The sequence below is a fragment of the Janthinobacterium sp. YR213 genome (assembly GCF_900099875.1).
Lineage (GTDB): Bacteria > Pseudomonadota > Gammaproteobacteria > Burkholderiales > Burkholderiaceae_D > Janthinobacterium > Janthinobacterium lividum.
Genome location: NZ_FNDA01000001.1, coordinates 674,958 through 699,504, shown reverse-complemented (window position 1 = coordinate 699,504; position 24,547 = coordinate 674,958). Strand labels below are relative to the sequence as shown.

The window sequence follows — 24,547 nt, the reverse complement described above, 5'->3', positions numbered from 1 at the left end:
TCTACTAGTAAAAGGTGTTGTATGCGGACACTACAAGAGATTGGTTCTGAAGTGGCTGCCAGACGCCGTGCACTGGGTTTAAAACAGCTGGATGTTGCCGCGCAGAGTGGGGTTACCGCTGCGTCATTGTCTCGGTTCGAACGGGGCCATACATCAGAATTCGGGAGTCGCAAGTTGATGGCGGTTCTTTCGGCAGTAGGGATGGAACTGATATTGGTTGAGGCGCCAACTATTCGGGGTGAATGTTTTGAAACGTCGTATTCAAGTAAGCGTTTCACCTCTTCCGGGTTGAGGGGCTAAGGCATGGGGCAAGTGTTAAACTTCTGGATAAAAATTAAGTATTGTATAGATGGAGTTATTCAATGAGATCGGTTGAGCTTTTCGCTGGCGCCGGCGGGCTGGCCATGGGATGCGAGATCGCCGGTTTTGAACATTTAGCGGTTGTGGAGTGGGATAAATGGGCCTGCGACACTGTCAGAGAAAACCAGAGACGTGGTTATCCACTTCTGGCGGGTTGGAATCTGCATGAGGGGGACGTGCGGGCGTTCGACTGGTCTTCGATCCCACAGGATATCGAACTGTTAGCAGGAGGGCCTCCATGTCAGCCGTTTTCAATTGGCGGCAAGCATAAAGCGGATCAGGACAATCGTGACATGTTTCCAGCGACGGTCGAGGTCATTCGACGTCTGAGGCCAAAAGCTTTCATCGTGGAGAACGTTAAGGGCCTGACGCGCTCGACCTTCGCGAACTATTTCTACTACATCCAACTGCAGCTTGAGTTTCCCGAATTGCCGCCGCGTCAAGATGAAGAGTGGGCCAATCACTTGGCACGCCTGCAGATAGAAAAGACTTCAGGTAAACGCAAGGGTAGGGGACTGACGTACAACGTGATCCCGACGCTGGTGAACGCGGCCGATTATGGGGTGCCGCAAAAGCGTGAGCGCGTGTTTATCATTGGATTTCGCGATGATCTCGGTATCGAGTGGTCTTTTCCCACACCGACACATAGTCATGATGCGCTGCTTTACGATCAGTGGGTTACTGGAACGTATTGGAAGCGACACGGCGTTGAGCAGCCGAAGATGCCAGCTAGGGTGGCGACACGGGTGGCTAGGTTGGCTCGAGTCGAGGAGCCACCGAGGACGCTCCCATGGCGTACGGTACGCGACGCGATCCAAGGTCTGCCAGACCCTGAGGCCAGTGGAGCCTCGCGTTTTCCTAATCATGTATTTCAGCCAGGTGCACGTGTCTATCCGGGACATACCGGAAGTCCCTTGGATCTGCCGGCTAAAACATTGAAGGCGGGTGACCACGGCGTTCCCGGTGGGGAGAACATGTTGGTGCGGAAGGATGGAAGCGTTCGCTACTTCACCATCCGTGAGAGCGCTCGCATCCAAACCTTTCCAGATGGTTTCCGTTTTCATGGAAGCTGGACCGAGACCATGCGCCAACTTGGAAATGCTGTGCCAGTGGTTTTGGCGCAGCGTGTGGCGACCAGCGTCGCGGAGCAATTGGCATTGGCTGAATTGGCCCGGCTCGCCAAAATCGAACACAGTATTAAAAGGAAGCGCGCGTGACGGGTAAAGTTATTCCATTTAATCCATTGGATAAAAAGAATCTTGGTGCCAGCGTAGCCGAGGCCCTGTTGACCAAGGAGACGCACCTGCTTGGTAGTCTGCCGGTGTTCGACGGGGCAGGGATCTATGCTATCTATTACACAGGGGACTTTCAAGCGTATCAGCAAATTTCCCGTCTAAATAGCGACAGTAAGTTCATGCTTCCTATTTATGTTGGCAAAGCGGTTCCCGCCGGCGCGCGAATGGGGGGCAGTTTGGGATTGACTGCGGGAAAAGTATTGCATCAGCGCCTCAAAGAGCACGCAGAGAGCATCAAGGCGGCCGAGAATCTGGATATCAATGATTTTCACTGCCGCTTTTTGGTGGTGGATGATATTTGGATCCCACTTGGGGAGTCACTTATCATCGCCAGGTTCACGCCAATTTGGAACTCGCTGATTGACGGCTTCGGTAATCACAATCCCGGCAAGGGGCGGCATGCGGGTATGCGGCCGCGTTGGGATGTGTTGCATCCAGGACGTGGCTGGGCGATGAACTTGGCGGAACGTCCGGAAAGTGCGGATCAGATCGCGCAGGATGCGGAAACTTACCTAAGAGTTCTTCCCGCTTGTCTGTCGGGGCAATTCATTGAGGCCCAAGGCGAATAGTACGAAGGCGCGTTGTGGCGTTGTGAGCTGGGATCTAAAGCATGTGCCTGTTGGCTTCTGAGGGCTGAGGTGGTCGCCATCGAGACAAGGGATAAATTCAAGTCAGTGAGGAGGTTAAAACACTTACGCTTGCTTGATGGGATGGTTATTGGATGACACATGAGGACGAAAGTGTTCGAAGCGCGCAGATGGCCCGCATTAAGAGCCGCGACACGAAGCTGGAAATGAGTGTTCGTAGAGCGCTTCACGCGGCCGGATTGCGATATCGTTTGCACGCGAAGGATTTGGCCGGAAGGCCTGACATCGTCTTTCGAAGTCGCAGGATAGTTCTATTTGTCCATGGATGCTTTTGGCACCTGCATCCGGATCCCAATTGCAGGCTCGCTCGGATGCCTAAGTCGAAACTCGATTTCTGGCGCCCGAAACTTGAGGGCAACAGGTTGCGGGATGGAAAAAACCGCTCGACGCTGGAAGCAGAAGGTTGGACCGTCATTGAGGTGTGGGAGTGCGAGATCAATTCTGATTACTTACAACAACTAATCGCGGTAGTTCTGGCGTCAAACCCGTCAGGCACAGCGAGGAATAAAATTCGGTCCAGAGCCGGGGAAAAGGTGGTGCAATGACACAGGAATTGGATATCACACCCACGCCTCGGGTACTGCAAATGCTCGGCGAAATCAATCTTGAGCAGTGGCGTTGTTTGGCCGAGCTGATCGACAACTCTATCGACGGCTTCATTGATGCTTCGAGGGCTGGTGCGCAGATTGTTCAACCGGAGATCGCGGTCAGCATACCAACCGTCGACACCGAAAACGCGCGAGTATCTGTGAAGGACAACGGTCCTGGCATGTCCTTAGAGACTTTGGAGAACGCTCTTCGAGCGGGTTGGTCGGGTAACGATTCGCTATCAAAGCTCGGACTGTTTGGCATGGGCTTCAATATAGCCACTGCCCGGCTCGGTATCGTGACGGAGGTCTGGACAAGTCGGCGAGGTGATCCAGAGCAGATTGGCGTTCGCATCGATCTGGATGAGCTTCGATCCTCCGGGAACTACAAGGTGCCGAGGCAGACCCGAGCCAAAGTTAATCATGAGGATCAGGGCACGGAAATCGTCGTCACACGTCTTAAGCCGGAGCAGCGCGCCTATTTGGCACGAGCGAACAACCGCACGACTATTAAGAAACATTTAGCCAAGACGTACTCGGCGCTTTTGTCCAATTCGGAAACGGGCGCGATCCGATTGATGCTGGGCGGCGCGAGGGTCATGCCGCTCAGACCCTGCGTATGGGATGCGAGCCGGTCGATCGAGCTTCCTGATGGCACCGCCGTAAGTGCGGTGGAGCAATTTGATGTCGCTCTCGCCCCTCGGCGATATTGCGGACACTGCATGCGTACGTTGACGAGCGACCAAGAGCAATGCCCGACCGGAAGTGCGCACTGCGCCATCGTGGAGACCCCACGAAGGGTCAAAGGCTGGGTCGGCATCCAACGATATTTGGACAAAACAGATTTCGGTATCGACTTCATCAGAAACGGTCGAAAAATTGAGATTGGGAGTAAGGACCTTTTCGTCTGGAACGATGGGGAAACTCAAGATGTCGAGTATCCAATCGATGATCCGCGAAGCCGAGGTCGCTTTATAGGCGAGATTCATCTTGACCATTGCCAAGTAAGCTATACTAAAAATCGCTTTGAGCGCGATGATCCAGCGTGGAATGAGATGGTTCGGGTTGTCCGAGGTGAGGGGCCAATGCGGCCCAACACCGCACGCCAGAAGGGTTTCGATGGTAATCAGAGTCCGTTGTACAAGCTTTTCCAGGCCTTCCGCCGCACTAGCCCTCAAGGCAAGAATGGTCTGTGGTCTCGGATCATGGTCGTTCAGGACAATGATCGCGCCCTACAGATGGCTGGCTTATTTGCTAACGCCGACGCAGACTATCTGACGGACGAACGTTGGTGGCAGCTCGTTGAGGAGCAGGATGCAAAAATTCTCGGCGACACGTCTAGCTCCGGCGACGGTGCGGCGATTCCTCCAGGCTTTCTTGAGGACGATTCCCGTCCCGAAGGTCCAAGCGGCGGCGATGGCGGCATCCTGCCGAGCGGTGGACAACCTCTTGAAGGATCTCCGGCAGCGCCCACGCCTGTTTTCGTGCGGCGGCCGATATTCGAACTCACCCGCAAATACATTCATCCAACCTACCGCGCAGAGTTTGACGTGGAGGCATTCTCTGTCGATCGAACTGATCCACAATTGCCGGCGGGGCAGCCGTGGGCGGTTCGCCTGGACAACGTCGCCACACGTACGTATTCGTATCTCGTCGATACAGCACATGATGTTTTTCGATCTTCGACAATGACTCCCCTCGACGCTTTGCTGGTCGATCTGACCTATCGCACGATCGAGTTTCTTCGCGGGCATAGCCAAGATGCGACGCCAGCAAGCGTCCTCGCTGATTTTCGTGCTGAGTATTGTGGCGACACTCGCCTTGACGAACAGGAAATCATCGCTCTCGCCGGCAGTATTCTGAGCGATATCTGCCGTTCTGTGGCTGGTCTTATAGACGGTCAATCTGCCGAGGCTTTGTATGCCGAGCTGTCCGACCGCGAAAAAGAGGGCATCGCTCGCAGGATGGCCGGCCGCGGCGTCGCTGATCCACGAGCCTTGATTGTGGATGGCCGGTATTGGGACTACGCAGACGGAGGCACAGTCCGTCGATTATTCATGCGCCATCCCGAGATATTTTTTGATGGAAAGTACTGGGAGGATGCATACGTTGGCCTTGACTTCGGTCCCGCTGAGGTAACGAACGATGCGAAGGCGGCAACCATCGCGCGTTATGATGCGTACCTGGTTGATGCCATTTGGCTCGCTGATCAAACACCAGCGGATCTGGCGCGGGCCTCACGCGACACAGTGATCCGAGCGACTTGTTCGCTCCGGCTTCTCAGACCGGATGTGGCGGAGTGATAGCAGAGTCCTTCCTCAACACACAGCGCTTGCTACGGGGGCCATGGCAAGCCTTTGAGCGGGATGTTGCCCGGCTGTTGGTATGCAACGGCTTTGATGATGTCAGGCTCATTGGCGGTTCGGGCGACGCTGGCGCCGATGTCCTCGGAGTCAAGAACTCAGAGTTGTGGGTAATTCAGTGCAAATTCACAACCGGCGGATATCCGTCGCCGACGGCTGTGGATCAGGTCGGCGAAGCGGCGCGTTACTATCAGGCGGATCGACTATACGTCGCCACAAGTCGTCGCGCCGGACCTGCGATGCAGGCGTCGGTTCGCCGTTGGGCCGCGTTAGGTATCGAGATCGGTATTCTTGAGCCGACGACTTTACTGGAGATGGCAAGACGCAGTCCGGAATATCCCCCCAGCAGGCGCGATCTTCGTGATTATCAGATCGAGGCTGTCGATCGGTTTGTAGGATCTCTACGCGAAACGGGGCGCGGACAGGTCGTTCTGGCAACCGGACTTGGGAAGACAGTCGTCTTGGCGGAGAGCATCGCACAGCTCTTCCGCGATGAGGCGATCCCCGGGGGGCGGGCATTGGTGCTCGCAGGTACGAGGGAATTGGTCGATCAATTGCAGACGGCATTTTGGGGGCAGCTTCCAAAATGGGTTCCGACGCACCGCTTGATTGGTGGCGAGTTTCCGAGCGATTGGGATGGGATCACGTTCGCGACCGTTCAAAGCGCTGTATCTCACCTCGATGAGTTACCAGACTTCGGGGTCGTGATGATCGACGAGGCGCACCATGTTGGCTCCGACACCTTCCGCCGTGTGACGGATAAAATGGCGGAGGCAATGATCGGGGGCGTCACAGCGACACCGTGGCGGGGCGACGGCTATGATATCGATCACTTGCTGGGTCCGCCTGTCGTGCGGATTGGTATTGCTGAAGGCCTGAGGCGAGGATTTCTCTGCGAGGCGGATTACCGGCTGCTCGCCGACAACATCGATTGGTCTTTCGTGCGATCGCACTCGCGCAACAGCTATTCGATCACGCAACTCAACAAGCTTTTGCTGCTTCCAACTCGTGATGAGGAGGCGGCGCGCGCGATTCGTGATGCCTTTGACAAGGAGTTCCGGCACTCGGCGATTATATTCTGTTCCTCCGTGACCCACGCCACCAGCTTTGCGGCTATGCTGAGGCTGTTCGGCCTTCGCGCTGAGCCAATCACCGGTGACATGACATCTCGGGAACGTGATCGGACAATGGCGGCCTTTCGAAAGGGCTCGCTCGACGTTGTCACAACTCGTGATTTGTTCAATGAAGGGGTCGATGTACCTGACGTTGACATGATCGTCTTCATGCGCGTTACTCACAGCCGGCGGATTTTTGTACAGCAATTAGGGCGTGGTCTGCGTATTAGTCCGAAAAAAAAGAAAGTCGTCGTTCTCGATTTTGTTAGCGACCTGCGGCGCTTAGCGGAGGTTGTTGAGCTTGAGAAGGCTGTTCGAGGGGACGTCGAGCGGCTGCGTCTTCCAGGAGTCATACAGTTTCGTGACGAGGGAGCTGGTTCATTCATGCTGGATTGGATGAAAGACCAGGCCGATCTGTTCACACGTGAGGGCGATCCAACACTAGAGTTGCCTGCCTTCGATTTCCCCGCGCCTCATATTTGGGGTGGAATTCAATGACTTCGATTTCTACGGCCCTACGTGACAACCTAAGGGACAAGCTCTGGCAGCAGTGCGATGACCTTGGTTGGATGTCGCTCCAGGACGTCGAACGAGCGCGCTATTATGAGCTTTGGACTCGGGATGCCTCAATTGGCGGTCAACTTGCCCATGTGATGGATGCCCGAAAGGTGCGCGTCTATATCAAGGATTCCCTGGTAAAGCCCTATCTCAGGGAGCGGCTTTCATTAAACGAGGGCGAAGTCTGGCGCTTACTTGGGCTGACCGATGCCGATCGTGTCGCTCATGTTTATATCAAGCCACATGGGCGTAGGGCCGAGGATGGTCGGGTCATCGGCTGGGGTAGAAGTCGCGATTGGAAGTCTGTCTTGATGGCAGTCTTCGAGCGCGGTCGTGCGCAAAGTTCATTTACCTCATTCGGTGTCGTCTTGCTTGAGAGCGGGAAGACTGAAACAGAACGGTCTCGCAACCTTGTTAGAGAGGCTGCGCAGAGACTTGGTATTGAGAAACTGGTCTGGTTGGAGTAACGATGAGAGATAGATATCCGGGCTGGTATCCAAAGTCGATGGTCGAGGCTTCAGCATTGTGGGAGAACGCCATTTTCGTCCCAGATGCGAATGTTTTGTTGCACTGTCTCCGTCATCCCGCGGCCATTCGCGAAGAACTTTTGCGGCTGTTCGATGCGCTAAAAGAATCTTTGTGGATTCCATATCAGGTTGGGTTGGAGTTTCACCGGAATCGCTTAGATGTGGAGCTAGGCGCGCAGGATGCATACGATGTCTTGGTCAAAGATCAGGAAGCAACGATCGAGAAGGCGCGCGAGCGGCTAAAACAGCTTCGCGCTCATCCCACGATAAGCGTGCCCAAGGAACTAGCCGCCTTGGATATGTTCTCCGCAGATTTTCGCGCCAGGATGGCAACTTTACGGGCCGCACATCCGACCGAGGACATCGCGGCTGCGGTCACTCGGCTCACACAGCTCTTGGACGGTCGAATCGGCGAAAAATGGCGATCTGAGCAACTCGCTGCTCTTAAGAAGGAGGGTGATGATCGCTATGCGAAGAAGATCCCGCCTGGATACAAGGATGTAAAAAAGGATGTCGGCGAATTCGATAAGTACGGTGATCTAATAATTTGGAAGGATATGATTGGTAAGGCTAAGGCGGAAAAGCGGCCAATCATTTTTATTTCAGATGACGCGAAGGAGGACTGGTGGTGGATTCACCGAGGTCGGAAGCTTGGTCCCCGCCCTGAGCTGATCGAGGAATTTCAAGCAGGCTCGGATCAAGACTTTCACATTTATGAGTTCGGCCAGTTCCTGCGGTTCGCGGCGGAACGTTTTCCGGAGATCAAGGCGGGAGTCGACCAAGTAGAGAAAAGTCTGCAAGACGACGTTCGAGCTCGTAGAAAGCAAAACGAGGCGGTGGAAGCGATTGAGACACAGGTGAAAGTTCGTAAACTCGAAGACGAGCGTGATCAAATTGTTGCCGCCTTGTCGGGCGCACCGGGGACGGCAATGCCGGTAGCGACTGTCGATCGAACTGCGCTCAGAGCGCGCCTTGGCGAGCTCGCCTTAGAATTGGAAGCTCACAAACCCACGCTAGACACAGGTTCTTCGACCTTGGATGGAAGCCTGGTTGCATAGGCTGGTGAGGAGGGGCATGATCGTCACCAAGACCGTTTGCGTGAGGTGGGCCGCTTGGGGTTCGGGGGGGCCAGTCCAATCTAGGGTCAGAATCAAGCGCAATCTAACAAGGAGATGGATTTACGATGTCCGGTATGCCGACCGAAGACTCTATCAAGGAAGCCATTTTGCGGCTCAAGCCGGCGCCTGGAAAGTTTCAGGAGCTTGCTAAGAGCTACATTCGGATTCAGCGTGGAGACGCTTGATTGCCGACAATAAACTGAGCATGAACCAGTTAATGTATATTGGGCGCGCGCCCATACAGCCTGGTTACGCATTAGAGGCATTGCACCACGCTTGCCTGCTACGGCATCGAGCCGCGTAAGCAGTTGGAAAGTGACGCTGGGTGGTCGAACACGCGCTCGGCTGGTTCCACCGTTTCCGTCGGCTGCGTATTCGCTTGGAACGTCGTACCGATATTCACCAGGCAATTCTTGTCTCTGGGTTGCATATCCATCTGCTGGCGATATATTCAGAGGTTTTGTTAGGCGCTAAAGCACGAGTTTTGCCAATGCGCTGGCGGCAACGTCTCCTCGCAGATGGCCATAGTATTTTTCGATCATTGCTACCGAGGTGCCGCTAATCTGTGCGACGGTCAGCAGATCTAGGCCGCCGTGAACCAAGTCGGTGATTGCCGCGTGGCGGAGGGTGTAGGCGACGGTGTTTGATGGTAGTCCCGCGTCTTTGGCTGCGGCTTTGAGTGGATGTTTCCATGAGTCTTTATTCCATGCGCTTCCGTCCGCGCGTGCAAGGAGCGGGGCGGTGCTCGGTCGATCCTGCACACATTCCGTCAGAAATTGGGAAATTTCTGGCGGAATTTTGAATTTCCTGGCTGCCCCGCTCTTGTCTATGCCGATTTTCAATATTTCGAATTTGGTGTCGAAATCAGCAACGAGCAGGGCGGCAAGTGCGCCTGGTCTTAGTGGCAGCATTGACAAGCCTTTGATGAACTGCGCCAGGTCTAGCGGTGCCACGCGAATCAATTCTTTTCGTTGATTGCGGTCTAGATAAAGTTCACGCCGTTTGGTGACGTTCTTGAAGGCCGCCAGCGGGATGCGCCAGGCGAAGTCGCTGGTCACCTTCCCATCAGAAAGTGCTTGATTGAGTGCTGCGCGTATGGCCGCTATGTCTCGATTGACGGTATCTCTGGATCGTGCGCGGGTGATTGCCGACTTGCCGACCTTAACTGGGGCGGCTACCATGCGTTTTCGAAAGGAGTGGATATGTTCCCGCGTGAGCTTTGTTAGTTCAATCCTGTGAACCGGGTCATTGGCCACCCAGCGACGGTAGCGTGCGTCAAGATCGTCGGCGGCCTTACTACCCTTCAGTTCTCTAATTTTTGTTGTGTACGCATTGCAGGCGTCCATCACTGTGCTACTCTCAGTTGATCCCCCTTGATGAAGGTGAGTAATCCATTTTTTAGCTGCATCGACAGCCCTGTCAAAACGTTCGAATGCCGGAAATTGCTCAAGCGAACCTAATGATTGTTGCAGTTGTTTGCGGTTTTCTGAACGGTACCGGATCATCCAAGTGCCAGTTGTGCCGCTCGTCATCTTGCGAAAGCCGACGAACAATCCCTGGCAGATCCGTTGCCAATATGGATCGCGTCGGGCATTTAACTTGCCGCGTGCAGTGACGGTATCGATTCTGTCGCCCATGCTACTATCCTGCGAATGCCTACACGGGAAAAGGATAGGGAAAGATGCTCCATGCCGCTGGCAGGAGTATGAAAAAAGTATGAAAAACTATAGCGCATTTTGACGGATCTCGCCGGACGAAAATCAAGCTTTTCCCTATGAAAGGGTGGTCCGCTGATGTCCAGTAATGTCCGCTAATTCGACATTCACACTGCAGGGGTCGCAAGTTCGAAACTTGCACTTCCCACCAAATTTTTCGTTTGTATTCAATGAGTTAGGATTTTTCATCCTGCCAAAATACGAACTTGGGGCAAACTTGGGGCAATGGGATTTTTATTCCACCGCCTAGCCTCAACGATACGGCCGCTTTCTGCGGCCGTTTTCACATCACGCTGGCGTAGGTCGCGCCTGACATTTTTCTCATTTGCTTTCTCAGCAACGGCCTCGTACATTACGCTATTCTGATCTTCAGTTTTTCAGCGCAACTATGACGGCGACCGCTGCGTTCGCAACGAGGCAGTGCCAGGATCGGAATGGGTAATGGAAGGGCATGGCGTAGCTACGCGCAAATGGGACGGGATGGCCGTCCTGGTAGAATCGGGTAAGGTATTTAAACGTTACGATGCCAAAGCTGGGCGCACACCACCTCCTGAATTTGTTCCAGCTCAGCCCGAATCCGACCCTGTCAGCGGACATTGGCCGGGGTGGGTACCGGCTATCGGCCCTGATTCTGCCAGAATCATGGAGGGAATTGCATGGGGTAGCAAAAACCTATTTCACAACCTGCCGGTTCCCGATGGTACCTATGAGGTATGCGGCCCGAAGATTGGCACACGGCATGGCCCTAATCCTGAAAACTTAACCGAACACATTCTTGCGCCTCATGGGCGCGACATACTCGAAGATTGCCCGCGTACCTTCGAGGGAATCCGCGTTTATCTGGCAACAAGGCGCATTGAGGGCGTTGTTTGGCACCATCCTGACGGGCGAATGGCAAAGATCAAAACCGCCGACTTCGGCATTAAAGGATAACGTTACAGCGAGTAACTTGGGTTTGCCAAGCTATCCGATATCCAACTCAAGGAACGGATGGCGCGCTCCAACTCAAGCCATCGCAGCGCTGAGCCGCAGCAATCAAACCTCGCGACAGAGCCTGAAACCGTCGAAGCTTAACCAGCTTTTGTTCGTGCCGGGCAGAATTCTCTGCAGGGGAGGGGGGCGACTGGCCAGACCTAATCTCGTCGTTGAATCAGGCAATTACCCCTGCGGTCTTGTGTGCCGGCAAACCACACGGCAGGTGGCTTAGTTTAACCGGTCGTCAGGCCGTTGCTTGATTGCTGAACACCATTTGTGACAGCAGTCATTGGCATTCGGCGCGGGAAGGTTGTCCAGTGCGTCGCCAGAAGCGTCCGTACTATGCGTGAGGACGACAATCGTCTTTACTTTAGCCCTCCGAAGGAGGTTGGGACAGGGGCGCTGAGTTCCTCAGGCGCGGCGATGTGAGCCGCCAAACCAGTCTGAGTTGGGGCGATGTAGTCGGCCAACACGTGCTGGTCTGGGTAGTCGCCACTGCTCTGTTGACGGAAAGCAATCGGTACGTCCTCGAACAGTCGCTTCACTCGGATGCGCCAGGCCATAGTTGCTTCAGCAATGCCGTTGCCATCGATTCGAGCAGTCTCATATACCGCGAATGTGGGTAGCACCTGCATACCGGGAAAGAACAAAGTGCCGTGTGTGATGGGAAAGAGCAGCTGCTCCAACGGCCCATTGATGCCACGGGAAGAATAGTCGTCCGCCGGTCCACCAACTGATACCGCCAGCAGTGCGCGCTTTCCGGCAAAGCCACCCTCACCGTAGCGATAGGCATTGCCAGCCCCTTTGTAGCCGTAGGCCAAACCAAAGGCCCACACGCGATCTATCCACCCCTTCATGATTGCGGGCATGCTGAACCACCATAGTGGGAACAGCAGGATCACCGCATCCGCCGCCAGGATCTTTCGCTGCTCTTCTTCGACGTCGGGAGTCTGGCAACCGTTGGAAAAGGCGTATCCAGATTCGTCAATGAAAGACAGGCGCTTCTGGTTAACTCGTTTGGGAAAGTCCTGGCTGTCAAACACTGCCTTCCATCCCATGGCGTATAGGTCCGATTGCATTACCTCGTGGCCTTGAGCCTTCAGTACCTCGGCAGCTATCTCGGCAAGTTGACACGTTACCGATGTCTGTTCGGGATGAGCATGGACGATAAGAATTTTTCTATTGGTTGGCTGCATGGCGTGGCTTTCACAGAGTATTGAGAGTGGAGGCAGTTTGCATTGCCTCAAGGTATCTGTGAAATCAAAAAAATTTTCTGCTACTATTCATTTCATGGATAGCAAAAAGCGTTTGGACCTCAATCTCCTGGTCACACTGGAAACCCTTTTGGTGGAACAAAACGTGACCCGCGCGGCTGAGCGCCTGTACCTTAGCCAGCCAGCAGTTAGCGCACAATTGAGCCGCCTGCGCGAACTGTTCGATGACCCTTTACTGATACCAGTGCAACGTGGCATGCTGCCAACTGCCAAGGCTCTCGAACTGCTTGATCCGCTTCGCCACGCGTTAGATCAGGTGCGCGCCACATTGACTGGACACCGCCACTTCGATCCGATAAAGGCTCGACTTACCGTGACCATCGCCTGTACTGACTACCTGCAGAAGACGGTGATCCAGCCATTGGTAGTTGCGCTACGAAAGCGTGGTCCCGGTGTGCGATTTGCTTTGCGCCATCTTGATCCGCTACAGTTGGAAGCGCAGATGGCTAGCGGCGAAGTGGACCTGGCGCTGATGACACCCGAGCATGCTCCGGTCAGTTTACGCAGCCGGCATCTGTTTGACGAGCACTATGTGCTTATCGGCAGACATAGGCATCCCGGACTGCGACGAGGACTTTCTGTTGAACAGTTCGCACGACTGGACCACGTTATCGTCTCGCTGCGTGGAGGCGACTTCACGACGCCTGTGGACGAAGGACTCGCAGCGCTAGGCTATAAGCGTAATGTTGTGCTTTCAGCGGCGTCGTTCCTGCTCGTACCTGAAATTGTCGCGCACTCTGACTTTGTCGCCCTGGTGCCGGAACGGCTGGTGCGTAATTGCGGCGAAGTGCTCAAGGTGGTCGGATGTCCTTTCCCTGTGCAGGGCTTCGCCGTGAGCATGCTGTGGCATGAGCGCAACCATGACCACAGCGGACAACGCTGGGTACGCGAAGCTGTCATTGATCTGGTAGGCAAACTGTAACCTAAAAAGGGTTATAGTTTTTCAGATGATTTTTCGCTCTCGCGTGGATCGCAGTTCACACGATATTTGAATCACTACGAGTTTGCCAGACGCTCTTCAGACGCTCAAAATACTGCTTTTCGCAATTGGGCGGGCTGGGAGGCTCACGATGACCAGTCCACCATCAGAGCGTGACCGAGCGCACGAAGCAGATGACGGGCTAGTTTATCTTACCCAACTGTGCCGCTATCGCGCGCGAAAGCAGGCGCTCTGCTGTTGCACCCGTCAGCTATGCCATCCTTCGCCGGCAGTTATGGCTAGGGACGGCCGGCTTTTGCTAGCGCGCGGGAGGAGGCTGTGCAGGGTAGGGGCGATAGACAGGCCAGCCCCGATCTCGTCGTTTGAGCAGCCAGCTACTAGATCGCACACCAGGTGCTTCAGAGGACACCCAGGCTCCTAACACAATCCATCGGTTCTTCATCTTCAAGAACTATGGATTAGAAGAGTCTAAGCGACTGGTGGCAATTCACTATATGGCGTTCAGCGACTCTCGTCCCACATTTAAAAAGCTCCAAACAGAGGCAGAGGCCGAAGAGGCTACCAACGTATCGCCCGCCAACGACAATCCCAGGTCGAAAACTTGGAAGATCCTTGCTGAGCAAGACACGGACAATGCTCTCGCTATCAGTTGGATACGCTGGGTACCAGATTCCCCAATTCCACTGCAGCGCTACATAAGTAAATATGGCAAACCTGAGAAGACTGGATTTGGAGACAGTGATATGCGGCCATATGCCTCTTGGCCCAAGAAAAATATTCATGCAAACTTATCTGATGACGAAAAATTTGTCAATAACGTTGAATTTGGATTTACAAAACAGGAAAAAATTGCTGCCTGTCATGAGCGAACGGCCAAGAAATTTTGGCCAACTAGTTGCAATTATAGCGACTGAATGAACGATAAAAATTTCGATTCATATGTCTAAGAACGCTTAACAAAAACGCTGAATGTATCTCCAGCAGATGAGTATGCAGGCAAGCGAGAGAAGCGCCTGGTGGATATTGGCACGGCGTTCGTAGCGGATGCGTAATCGGCGGAAGCGGTGCAGCCAGCCCAGCGTGCGCTTAACCATCCATCACCATTTTTCCAGGCGTTCGCGCGACTCGACGTGATTGCACAACAACGCTTTACCCGCGCCCCGCCTCACACTCGTACGCGATAGCAAACGATTCGTATGGCTGCAGGCTGAGGTGGTCGGTCCAGCTGTCACGCTGGGCATAGTTGCTGATCAAGCCTTGCCCGACTATGCCGTGCAGCATTGCTGGCAGATCCAGTTCGACGTGTTCGCCGGAGAAATTGTTGACGACAACCAACTGCTGGCTACCCAGGCTGCGCCGATAGGCGAATACCTGCGGGTGCTGCTCCAGCAAAGGCAGGTATTTTCCGTAAACCATGACGTCCCAGTGCTTGCGCAGTTCGATCAGCTTCTGGTAGTGGAAGAAGACCGAATCGGGTTGTTCCAGTGCGGCCGCGACGTTGATCTCGGGGTAGTTTGGATTCAGCTTTAGCCATGGCGTGCCAGTACTGAAGCCGGCGTTGTGTGTGCTGTTCCACTGCATTGGGGTGCGTGCATTGTCCCGCCCGCTGGCGTGGATGCCGGCCATCATCGTCTCCGGCGACACGCCGGCGGCCGTGCGTTCGTGGTAGAGGTTGATCGATTCGATGTCGCGATAGTCGTGGATGGAATCGAAACGTACATTGGTCATGCCTATTTCCTCGCCTTGATAGACATAGGGCGTACCCTTGAGAAAATGTAGTGCGGTGGCCAGCATCTTGGCCGACTCGACCCGGTAACGGCCTGGGTCGCCATATTTGGATACGGCGCGCGGCAGGTCGTGGTTATTCCAGAACAGCGAGTTCCAGCCGGCATCGGCCAGCTCAGTCTGCCACTTGCTGATGATCTGCTTGAATTCGATCAGATCGAACGGCCGCGGCTTCCATTTCCCTTCCTTGGTATCGTGGGTCATTGTGATGTGCTCAAACTGGAAGACCATCGACAGCTCCTGACGCGTCGGGTCGGAATACAGCTTGGCGGTCTCCGGGGTGGCGCTCCACGTCTCGCCCACCGACAATACATCGCGCGCGGCCAAGGTCGCTTGGTGCATTTGCTGCAGCAGCGGGTGCAGTTGTGCGCCGTTGGCGATAATCTGCTGGTCGACCTGTTTGCCGATGAGATCGATCACATCCATGCGGAAGCCGCCGATGCCCTTGTCCAACCACCAGTTCATCATGCGATGCACCTCTGCCTGCACCTGGGGATTTTCCCAGTTCAGGTCCGGCTGTTGTTTCGAGAACAGATGGAAGTAATATTCACCGCTGGCGGCGTTGTATTCCCATGCACTCCCGCCAAAATACGAACGTTGCTGGTCGGGCGGGGAGCCGTCGGCGCCTGCATTGCGCCAGATGTAGTAGTCACGGTAGGGGCTATCCTTGGATTTCTTCGCCTCGACGAACCAAGCATGCTCGTCAGAGGTGTGGTTGACCACAAGATCCATCAAAATACGGATGTCGCGCTTGGCCGCCTCTGCGATCAACAGCTCCATCTCGGCCAATGTGCCGAATTCAGCGGCGATATCCTGATAGTCGGAGATGTCATAACCGTTATCGTCCATCGGCGACCGGTACACTGGCGACAGCCAGATCAGGTTGATTCCCAGATGTTGCAGGTAGTCCAGTCTGCTGATGATGCCGGCCAGATCACCGACCCCATCGTGATTGCTGTCTTGAAAACTACGTGGGTAGATCTGATACACGACGGCGTTATGCCACCATTTCTTATCCAACATGATTATCTTTCTCGCTTATTGATTGGCGGGGTAATTCCCCATTTTTAGAGCGCTCTAAAAGTAGGGGGTAAGCGGCCATGGCAAGCTTCTGTTTTGGCGCGATACCGCCAGGTGCCATGTCGCGTCAGTCGTGATGGCAACTCCAACGCCAGCATGCAAAATCGTCGATCCCATTTCGCGCCTCAAGTCGAGGGGTTGGCTGTCGAAGCCAACTGTGTCGTTATACCGCTCAGTAGCAGGCATTCTGCCGTGGTTGCTCGATCGAAAATAATACCATTTACCATCCGTTATGCCGGGGAAGGTTCAAGTCTACCTTTTACATCGACAGCAGAGTCCCAATTCGCATTTAGAACCAGTCTAGCGTGGGCGACCCGGCTGATGTTGACGACAATGACGTGATGGAAACCGCCGGCAACATCGCCGCAAATACCGACTCCGGCATTTGCCTCGAATGCTTGCTTTCTGCTGCCGCCGCTGGCGCGACCGCCGTTATCAGGGAGTGACAATATTGATTGACGTCCTGGAACGCCTGAAGCAACTTCAGCAACATCACTCGGCGCTGTGCTTATACGCACTGGTCGACGGTGTTCAATATGAGACACACCGCCAAACGCGCATGACGCAGGATGGGACGCGCTACCCGCTATTTACCGGCACACCCGACGCTGCGCTCGCGCATGCAGGCCCCTGGTTGGTCGACGTGGCGGGAGCAGCGCCTTCGTTTCTTGAAGACGTGGCCGCACTGGAGCAAGAAACACCTTCCGTTACCTGGCTGTTCGCCGTGCACGACCTTGGTGGCCTGGCGCAGTTGCTGCAACTACACTTGGAAACACGGCTACCGGATGGCCGCGCAGCGCTGCTGCGCTTTTGGGATCCACGCGTGCTGGTGAAGCTGGCACAAATACTTGAGCCGGCACAGCGGGAGGCGATGTTTGGCCACATTCATGAATGGCACTTGCTGCTCGACGGCAAGCGGGCAATCATAGGGAGGCACGATGCTGACGTTCAGTGAGGAGCAATGGCGTGCAGTGCAAACCGGCGACATGAGCGATTTCGTCATCGCAGTGGCGGACCAATTTTTGGCCAAGCGTGCCGACATGACAATCCAGCCAGGCCGGGCGGCCGTGATCGAGCGCATGCTGGCGGCGTACACCTACGCCATTCGAATCGGTTTCAGGTCCACGCCGCATATCGTACATCTGATGTATCTGGCGGCCGACGCGCCTGGGATTCATAACGACCCGCTGGTTGATGCTTACCTGCGCAAGCCCGGCGCCACGCCAGAGCAGCGGTTCGACGAACTGATCGCGGTGATGGATAAAAAACTGGAAGGAGAGCACTAATGGGTGCGCTACCGATATTGGTAATACCAGCAGTCGTGGAAAAAATTTTGTTAGCCTTGGGTATCGCTGCGGGAGCAGTGCTCACGGACGAAGCCTTGCGCAAACGAAAAAAAGAGGCAGAAGACGCAAAAGACGCCCGCGTCACCCCCCTCGCGCGTGCCGAGACGCGAAGCGATACCAAAGAAAGATGCCGGTGCCCGCCAGACAAGGGTACGCTTATGGCTGTTCCACACAGCATGTCGCCAGCAGCACGCGATTACCAAGCCCGGATTACTGGCTTCCTGATTGGGATGGAATGGGTGTTTGAAGGAAAGGACTTTGACGGCTTCCAATCCCGCTTGTGCTTGTTGCAGGAAGCAAAAGCGGATTATGATCAATTTTTTAAGGAAAACGGCGAATTCAGGTACGATTTTCAAGAAAATATTTTCGTGAGGGGGAAGTTAAAGCAGGCCACGGACCAGTCAAAGATTGTCATGCGTAACCCGCCGGCCTCGCTGAAATGGTACTTCCAAACCCCACTTGCTTACGAATATATGGAGCCCAAATTAGCTGCGTTGGGGATTACCACCTACTACGTTCCATGAAAATATGACAATAATCAATGCTTCTTATAAGCGCGATGGAACGCGCACCTCCCTCGCTTTCCGACCCAACGTCCAGGAGATCGCGACCACTATCCAGTTTTTGAATAAAACTGCGGCATTTGGGAAAAACTGGTTTCTATCGCAAGATACCAAAGAGAAGTCGTTTCTGTATCCGGTCTTCGATGCATCGGGGGAACTCACCACTGCGGCCGAAGCCGTACTTGAGGCCGAGTTCAAGGGTGAGACATCCCGATTTCTAAGCGCCTGGAATGGCGAGCTCGGAGACGGTGAGGGCGCGACTATGGCGCTTGGGTTCAGCGACAGTGACTGGCCCGCCCGGACTTTCAGGATCAGCGATAAAGGTCAAGGTGTGAAACGGCTTGGTATTGATGGAGTGAAAGAGCTACTGTCCCTTATCGCGGGGTCCCTTCGGCCAGTCTTTATCACGGTTGCACGCAATCAGTATTTTAAAAAACAAGTCTTCAAAGATCGTCCAGGTGTTGGATGGATGTTGTATCTGCCGCGTGTACTGACGACCCAGCAAGTGCCAGAAGCCCGTGCCTTGGTACCCGTCATGGCGACGGGCGAGCAAGGTAAAGACAAGCAGATCGGCACCATCATCGTAAGTGTCACCGACGAGCCTTTCAATGATGAGAATCCTGAGCACGTCAAGATCGCCAATGCCATTGAAATTCGCCTGGTCGATCAGGACTTGCTGCCTCGCTATGTCGATATTTGACGAAGGATAACTCACTTCGATGGTACGAAAATATCCTGCCATGCAGGGGATAATCACTGTTCGACAACAAGGTCAAGTCAAGTGGCCTTTGGTACATCGTCCTAATCTGCAGTAGCTGCACGCTGACCGGATTTGATTGTAGTGGTCTCCCGTTGGCAATTCAAGCGCGACGGCGTGATGCCGTCGGACAACGCGATGCGCAACTGGCCGTGGAAGCCGTTTGCCGTCGCTTTCACGCTATCGCTTGCCTGCTGCAAGGCGGCGAAGACGCGCGGTACATGATCGAGGAACAGTTTGCCCGCGCGAGTCAGCCGTGTGCTGCGCGTGGTGCGGGCGAGCAGCACAACACGCAGCTCTTCTCCCAGCTTCTGTATGGCGCGCGACAGCGGAGATTGCTCGATGTGCAGCCGCTCGGCGGCGCGGGCGAAGTGTCGTTCTTCAGCGACGGCCAGGAAGTAACGTAAATGTCTTAATTCCTTGCGATCAGTCATGCCGTCTCACCCTGCCCAACAGCAGGAGCACCAGGATCGCCGTCGCTGCCGCAGCGCCCGCAAGGACAAGAAGCTGAAAACGGAATGCGTCTTCGTATACCTGCAACAGCAGCGGCCGTCCGGCCGTCGGCAAATGCACCAGCGCATTCGGTAGATCGCTCATCGCCAACCGGCTCGATGCTTCGACCAGGTCGGCATTCGCCACTTGCCCTGATGTGCCATTCGGCACTGAAGCCACCAGTCCAGAGAAAATGTTGGCGGACATCAGGGCCCCTACGGCGGCGATGGCCATCCCGTCGCCGGCCAGGCGTACCGCATTGAAGATTCCGGCCGCCATGCCCGCCCGTTCCTTGGGAATAACGCTCACGGCCAAACCATCCATCAACCCCCAAGGCAGGCCGATGCCGATGCCAATCACCAGCATCGCCAGCAAACGCGCGCTTTGCGCATCGCCGGATAGCGTCAAGCCCAAGCAGGCAAGTCCGGCTGCCGCAATGGCGAGGCCAATGCCAGAGAGCACGCCAACGTTGATCCAGCGCGCCAGCAGGCCGGCAATGAAGGGCACCACTAGCAGCGGCGCGGACAATGCAATCATCATCTGCCCGGCTGCCAGTGCGCTGTATCCTTCGACCCCGATGAATCGGGCTGGCAGCATGACCAGCAGCACAATGTACGCATAGGCCGGCGCAATCGCCAGCACCTGCACTCCGACGAACCGGGCATTGACGAACAGAGACAGGTCGAGCATGGGCTTGGTCTGCCGGCGTTCGATGACGACAAAGGCGGCCAGCAACATGAGGGCGCTCGCCAGGCAAGCCAGGACCCAGGCATGGCTCCAACCTCGCTCGGGGGCAAGAATGATGCCGTAGGTCAGCAGGGCCAGACCGGAGGTAAAGCTGATGGCGCCGGGCCAGTCCAGTCCCGTGGCGTCGGGGGCGCGCGTCTCGCGGGCAAATGGTGCAATGAGTGCGGATGCCAGCATGGCGACGAGCGCCGGCAGAAAGAACACCCATTGCCATCCCAGGGTGTCGATCAGCAGGCCAGCCATAAATGGGCCGAATGCCGCTCCAGCGCCGAAAGTCGTACCGATCAGGCTGAATACGCGCGTGCGGGCGTGTCCATCGAACTCTTGTGTCAGCGCAGCCATCGCGCCCGCAAAGGCTGCTGCCGCGCCCAGGCCTTGGATGAGTCGCAGGATGTCGATCCAGAGCACGGACGGCATGAAGGGAATCGCCGCCGTTATCAAGGCGAACAACAGCATCCCAGACAGCCAGACCCGCTTGCGCCCATAGGTGTCGGCCAGGCTGCCTGCGGCCAGTGTCGCACTGCCGTAGGTCAGGATGTAGGCGTTGATGATCCAGTTTAGCTCGACCGCGCTGCCGCCAAGTGCCTGGTTGATCGAGGGAACGACCACAGCGGGGCTGGCAATGCTCAACGGAATGACCGCAGCGGTCAGGCAGCCGGTCACGATCAGCGGGGTCTTATGAACCCTCGCGTCCGACGCAGATGCGATGGTGGTGGTACTCATCGGGTATCCCTTAAAGATGGCGAGTCACTCCTGGCTTCCTCTGAGAGTGACTCACGCTCTCGGATTCATGGCTGTGGCGGCAATGCCGCGACGGCCCTACTGTATAACTGAGGATACAATGGAACTATTCATGGAAAAATAGTGCAGATATCATGATTAACATGACTGATTGGTCATCAATTGGAAGGTGGAATGGATAGCCACAGCGGCATGACGATCTTTGTGCAGGTCGCCGAATTGCGCAGCTTCGCGGCAGCGGGACAGCGGTTGGGTATCTCCGCGTCGGCGGTCAGCAAGGGAGTAGCACGGCTGGAGCAGAAGTTTGGCGTGCGCCTGTTCCAGCGCAGTACTCGCAGCGTGAGCCTCACAGCGGAAGGCGCGCTGTTCCTCGACCGTTGCCGGCGTATCCTTTCCGAGATCGCGGCGGCCGAGAATGAACTGGCCAGCACGACGACAAGCCCGCAAGGCCGACTGCGGGTGAGCCTGCCGCTGGTCAGCGGATTGATGTGGCCAGTGTTGTCGGCCTTTGCCAGCCACTATCCGCAGATCGAACTCGACCTGGATTTCAGCGACCGGCTGGTGGACGTCGTGGACGAAGGTTTCGATGCGGTAGTGCGCACTGGAGACTTGAGCGATTCCCGCCTGATGAGCAAGCGCCTGGGGATCAGCTGCTTTGTCTGCGTGGGCGCGCCACGCTATTTTGAGCGGTACGGTACGCCCGAACGGCCCGAGGACATCGCCCGGCACGCTTGCCTGCTGCATCGCATCCCAAGCACCGGCCTGCTGGAAAAATGGCGCCTGCGGCGCGGCGACGAGGACGTCGACATGCGCCCCGCGGCAAGCATGACGAGCAATCACCTCGAGACCCTGCGGCATATGGCCATGCAGGGCCACGGCATTGCCTACCTGCCGGATTTCGCGGTCAGGCCGGCCCTGGATCGCGGAGAGTTGGTGACGGTGCTGGACGAATGGGCCGGTTCGTCCAGTACCTTTTGGCTATTGTGGCCGTCTAATCGGCAAGTGTTGCCCAGAGTCCGGGCGTTCGTTGATTTCATGGCTGAACATCTGTTTCCGGTGGGATCTTTAGATGATTGAAAGACCGCGTTGCCGCCCGGTCTCCCACGACACGCCACCGCCGCGCACCGTTGCGGTGATCTTGCGCTTCTTTAAGGCTGTTGCATGAAGAAGATCCTTCATGCAACAGTAGAGCGCCTTGCATGCGCTACTGGTGGCGATTCAAAGGCCGGCTTTTGCTAAAACGCGGCAGGAGTCTCAGCAGGGCAGGGGAGATATTCAGAGACGGTACAGACTGCCGGAGCCAACGTTGTCCACCGGCGTGCCTTCCGTGCAGCCGGCCATTGGCAAACCCTGCGCCCATCCTGCTGCCAAGGCATGCACGTCACGCAAGGGATCGGACGCCTTGGCGCGATCATTGCGAATGCGGCAGGTTTCAGGATCAGTGGCAAACAGACCGCGCGCGAAAACGCGACCCTGCTCGGCCAGCTTCGCGGTCTTCGGCCCGCGGATCTCCGCGAAGCGCAGCAAGGCTGCATCGAGGCAGCCGTCCGTCCCAACCAGACACCGCGCCAGATGCCAGGCGTCTTCCAGCGCCTGACAGGCGCCCTGGCCAGATGTCGGCAACGGCGCGTGCGCCGCATCCCCCACGAGCAGTACATTGGCCCGGCTCCACGCGTGCAGCGGCTCCAAGTCGTGCACGGCAATCAGTCGGATGGCATGCGCCGGTGTCGCCTGGATGATGCGGGTGACAGGCTCCGGCCATCCCGCGAACAGATCCTCAATCTCCTTACGCATATCCGCAGCGGGCGTCGCCCACGGCAATGGCCGTGCCTGCGCCGCCGCCCAGTAGACCAAATCCGGCCGGACCGCCACGCAACCGAAGCGATCACCCGAACCCCAATAATCCTGAATCGCGATATCGTCCACCAAGGCACTCTCTCCCTGCGCCACACCCACCCAGTTCACGAAGCCCTGATAAACTGGCGTGTTGTCCCCCGCGACGAACCGGCGTGCCACCGAGTCCATGCGGCCATCTGCGCCGATCAGCAGATCCGGACGAATGCTTACCCCGTTTTCGAACCGCGCCACGGCTTTGCCGCTAGCATCGAGGTCGATCGCCACCGCCCGATGCCCGAATTCTACCGGGATCCCGGCCTGTGCCGCATGATCCAGCAGTACCGCCTGCAAGTCCCGGCGCAAAATCGTATGGGTCGGATGTCCCATAATCTGGTCTAGCAGCGCAATATCGATGCCCCCCAAAGAATTGCCCGCGGCATCCTGGCGGTGCATGGCCACTGGCCGGCCTCCCACTGCAGCGATGTCTTGCAGCAGCCCCAGTTCCTCCAGCACAAAGCCGGCGTTGGGCCAGAGCGTAACGCCAGCCCCCATCGTCGCAGGCCCCGCCCGGCGCTCATATACGCGGGGACTGTACCCCCGCTTGCTCAAGGCAAGCGCCACGCTCAAGCCTGCAATGCCGCCGCCAAGTATTCCGATTTCCATGCTGAAGCTCTCCTATTCACCCCGTCCCGACGCGCCGCCGACGGCGATACATCGGACGAGACGGCATCTTAAATTCCGCCACTGTGGAGTACTAGTATGTGAAAATGGGCGGCTTTCATACCTTAATCGGGATAATCATGCGCAATGCCCTCGACCTGAATACCGTCCGTGTCTACGTGGCGGTCGTCGATGAACAAAGCTTTGCCGGCGCGGCACGCCTGCTGACCCTGCCATCTTCTAACGTCAGCCGCCACGTCGCCTCGCTGGAACGCATGCTGGGCGTCCGCCTGCTGGAACGCAGCACCCGCCATCTGCGCATGACGGAAGCTGGCAGGCTACTCTACGAACGCGCAAAACCCTTGCTCGACGCCTTACTCTCCACCGAGGAAGAGCTTGGCGCAGTGCAGCGTGAACTGCGCGGCACCCTAAGGATGTGCATGCCAGGCGAAGCGCCAAGGCTGCTAGCTCCTATCCTGGCCGAATTCTGCAGCCTCCATCCCGGCGTCGAGCTGGAATGCGATACGCGCCTGACCGGTCTCGAAGCTCTCCGGGAAGACATGGACCTGTCCATCGTCTTCCATCGTGGGCGCCAGGACGACAGTACCTTCATCACCCGCGAACTCGCTACGCTGCCCAGCATCGTGGTTGCGGCGCCGGCCCTGCTAGCCAAAACTGGGATACCGCGCCAAGTGCGCGAACTTAGGTCATTGCCTTGCATTACCACCTTGAGTGCGTTAAAGGGCCAGCCCTGGCAGTTTCTCGACGCCACAGGCGAAATCGTGAAGGTATCCGTGCGTAGCCGTTATCGCGTTAACAGCGGAGAACTGGCATTGGCGGGCGCGCGGCAAGGCATCGGATTTGCGATAGTGGCGGCCTATCCATGCCAGGAAGATCTTGCCGCGGGCCGATTGCAGGAAGTGCCGCTGGACCTGTGCCCTGCGCCACTGCAATTGCTTGGCGTGTACAGCCATCGTCATTCCGTGACTGCGCGGGTTCGGGCTTTACTGGAATTGATACAGGTGCGGTTGGAAGGAGTCGGGAGCGGCTCAAAATGAAAATCGCA

General features: G+C 56.2%; 21 protein-coding genes and 3 pseudogenes. 17 read left to right on the top strand and 7 right to left on the bottom strand.

The window, feature by feature from the left end; genetic code table 11:
• The first annotated feature begins 362 nt into the window (after positions 1–362).
• From BLT98_RS03145 to BLT98_RS29415, 8 genes and pseudogenes are all read left to right on the top strand, one after another.
• On the top strand, positions 363–1,577 hold the full coding sequence (locus BLT98_RS03145; RefSeq protein WP_092605181.1) for a DNA cytosine methyltransferase: 1,215 nt from the start codon (positions 363–365) through the stop codon (positions 1,575–1,577).
• Positions 1,574–2,224, top strand: a complete 651-nt coding sequence (locus tag BLT98_RS03140) for an Eco29kI family restriction endonuclease (RefSeq protein ID WP_092605179.1) — start codon at positions 1,574–1,576, stop codon at positions 2,222–2,224. The genes BLT98_RS03145 and BLT98_RS03140 overlap by 4 nt, the downstream gene beginning before the upstream one ends.
• A gap of 152 nt (positions 2,225–2,376) precedes the next feature.
• A complete protein-coding gene (locus tag BLT98_RS03135; protein ID WP_092605177.1) occupies positions 2,377–2,847 on the top strand; it encodes a very short patch repair endonuclease in 471 nt (156 codons plus the stop codon).
• A complete protein-coding gene (locus BLT98_RS03130; RefSeq protein WP_244517366.1) occupies positions 2,844–5,192 on the top strand; it encodes an ATP-binding protein in 2,349 nt (782 codons plus the stop codon). The genes BLT98_RS03135 and BLT98_RS03130 overlap by 4 nt, the downstream gene beginning before the upstream one ends.
• Positions 5,189–6,865: a DEAD/DEAH box helicase family protein gene (locus BLT98_RS03125; RefSeq protein ID WP_211614826.1), complete on the top strand. Its 1,677-nt coding sequence runs from the start codon at positions 5,189–5,191 to the stop codon at positions 6,863–6,865. The genes BLT98_RS03130 and BLT98_RS03125 overlap by 4 nt, the downstream gene beginning before the upstream one ends.
• Positions 6,862–7,392, top strand: a complete 531-nt coding sequence (locus BLT98_RS03120) for a hypothetical protein (RefSeq protein WP_092605172.1) — start codon at positions 6,862–6,864, stop codon at positions 7,390–7,392. The genes BLT98_RS03125 and BLT98_RS03120 overlap by 4 nt, the downstream gene beginning before the upstream one ends.
• A 2-nt stretch (positions 7,393–7,394) precedes the next feature.
• A complete protein-coding gene (locus BLT98_RS03115; protein ID WP_092605170.1) occupies positions 7,395–8,510 on the top strand; it encodes a PIN-like domain-containing protein in 1,116 nt (371 codons plus the stop codon).
• A gap of 363 nt (positions 8,511–8,873) precedes the next feature.
• Positions 8,874–9,037: pseudogene (locus tag BLT98_RS29415) on the top strand (transposase); the annotation flags it as partial.
• Between the two features lie 3 nt (positions 9,038–9,040).
• Here BLT98_RS29415 and BLT98_RS03110 read toward each other — a convergent pair.
• Positions 9,041–10,207, bottom strand: coding sequence for a tyrosine-type recombinase/integrase (locus BLT98_RS03110; RefSeq protein WP_092605168.1), 1,167 nt, complete (start codon positions 10,205–10,207; stop codon positions 9,041–9,043).
• A 519-nt stretch (positions 10,208–10,726) separates the two neighbouring features.
• Between BLT98_RS03110 and BLT98_RS03105 the strand changes: the two genes are divergently transcribed.
• Positions 10,727–11,218 (top strand): hypothetical protein, encoded by a 492-nt coding sequence (locus BLT98_RS03105; protein WP_211614816.1) that lies wholly within the window; start codon positions 10,727–10,729, stop codon positions 11,216–11,218.
• A gap of 407 nt (positions 11,219–11,625) precedes the next feature.
• On the opposite strand, the gene BLT98_RS03100 is transcribed toward BLT98_RS03105, so the two are convergent.
• On the bottom strand, positions 11,626–12,456 hold the full coding sequence (locus BLT98_RS03100; RefSeq protein ID WP_092605166.1) for an NAD(P)H-dependent oxidoreductase: 831 nt from the start codon (positions 12,454–12,456) through the stop codon (positions 11,626–11,628).
• Here BLT98_RS03100 and BLT98_RS03095 point away from each other — a divergent pair.
• Positions 12,455–13,456, top strand: coding sequence for a LysR family transcriptional regulator (locus tag BLT98_RS03095; protein WP_244517365.1), 1,002 nt, complete (start codon positions 12,455–12,457; stop codon positions 13,454–13,456). The genes BLT98_RS03100 and BLT98_RS03095 overlap by 2 nt on opposite strands.
• Positions 13,457–13,836: 380 nt before the next feature.
• Positions 13,837–14,388, top strand: a complete 552-nt coding sequence (locus BLT98_RS28585; protein WP_170846270.1) for a hypothetical protein — start codon at positions 13,837–13,839, stop codon at positions 14,386–14,388.
• Positions 14,389–14,427: 39 nt separating this feature from the next.
• On the opposite strand, the pseudogene BLT98_RS29410 reads toward BLT98_RS28585, so the two are convergent.
• Both BLT98_RS29410 and BLT98_RS03090 read right to left on the bottom strand, forming a co-directional pair.
• Positions 14,428–14,586: pseudogene (locus BLT98_RS29410) on the bottom strand (IS5/IS1182 family transposase); the annotation flags it as partial.
• A gap of 37 nt (positions 14,587–14,623) precedes the next feature.
• A complete protein-coding gene (locus BLT98_RS03090; protein WP_170846269.1) occupies positions 14,624–16,282 on the bottom strand; it encodes a glycoside hydrolase family 13 protein in 1,659 nt (552 codons plus the stop codon).
• Positions 16,283–16,781: 499 nt separating this feature from the next.
• Between BLT98_RS03090 and BLT98_RS03085 the strand changes: the two genes are divergently transcribed.
• From BLT98_RS03085 to BLT98_RS03070, 4 genes are read left to right on the top strand one after another with little or no spacing between them, the layout of a single operon-like run.
• Positions 16,782–17,294, top strand: a complete 513-nt coding sequence (locus BLT98_RS03085; RefSeq protein ID WP_225317467.1) for a DUF4123 domain-containing protein — start codon at positions 16,782–16,784, stop codon at positions 17,292–17,294.
• Complete coding sequence (locus BLT98_RS03080; protein WP_092605157.1) at positions 17,278–17,625, top strand: hypothetical protein; 348 nt, start codon at positions 17,278–17,280, stop codon at positions 17,623–17,625. Before BLT98_RS03085 ends, BLT98_RS03080 begins: the two co-directional genes overlap by 17 nt.
• The gene (locus tag BLT98_RS03075; protein ID WP_092605155.1) at positions 17,625–18,209 is read left to right on the top strand and encodes a Tox-REase-5 domain-containing protein; all 585 of its coding nucleotides are present in this window, start codon (positions 17,625–17,627) and stop codon (positions 18,207–18,209) included. The genes BLT98_RS03080 and BLT98_RS03075 overlap by 1 nt, the downstream gene beginning before the upstream one ends.
• A 4-nt stretch (positions 18,210–18,213) precedes the next feature.
• A complete protein-coding gene (locus BLT98_RS03070) occupies positions 18,214–18,948 on the top strand; it encodes an immunity 52 family protein (RefSeq protein ID WP_092605153.1) in 735 nt (244 codons plus the stop codon).
• Positions 18,949–19,109: 161 nt separating this feature from the next.
• Here the strand turns inward: BLT98_RS03070 and BLT98_RS29635 are convergent.
• Positions 19,110–19,439 (bottom strand): annotated as a pseudogene (locus BLT98_RS29635) (LysR family transcriptional regulator); the annotation flags it as partial.
• Complete coding sequence (locus BLT98_RS03060; RefSeq protein WP_244517364.1) at positions 19,432–20,967, bottom strand: MFS transporter; 1,536 nt, start codon at positions 20,965–20,967, stop codon at positions 19,432–19,434. The gene BLT98_RS03060 and the pseudogene BLT98_RS29635, both read right to left, overlap by 8 nt.
• A gap of 192 nt (positions 20,968–21,159) precedes the next feature.
• On the opposite strand from BLT98_RS03060, the gene BLT98_RS03055 reads away from it, so the two are divergent.
• Entirely contained in the window at positions 21,160–22,062 is a 903-nt protein-coding gene (locus BLT98_RS03055; RefSeq protein ID WP_092605151.1) for a LysR family transcriptional regulator, read from the top strand.
• Between the two features lie 198 nt (positions 22,063–22,260).
• On the opposite strand, the gene BLT98_RS03050 is transcribed toward BLT98_RS03055, so the two are convergent.
• On the bottom strand, positions 22,261–23,484 hold the full coding sequence (locus tag BLT98_RS03050) for an FAD-dependent monooxygenase (RefSeq protein ID WP_092605149.1): 1,224 nt from the start codon (positions 23,482–23,484) through the stop codon (positions 22,261–22,263).
• Positions 23,485–23,621: 137 nt separating this feature from the next.
• On the opposite strand from BLT98_RS03050, the gene BLT98_RS03045 reads away from it, so the two are divergent.
• Positions 23,622–24,539, top strand: coding sequence for a LysR family transcriptional regulator (locus BLT98_RS03045; protein ID WP_092606833.1), 918 nt, complete (start codon positions 23,622–23,624; stop codon positions 24,537–24,539).
• The last annotated feature ends 8 nt before the right edge of the window (positions 24,540–24,547 follow it).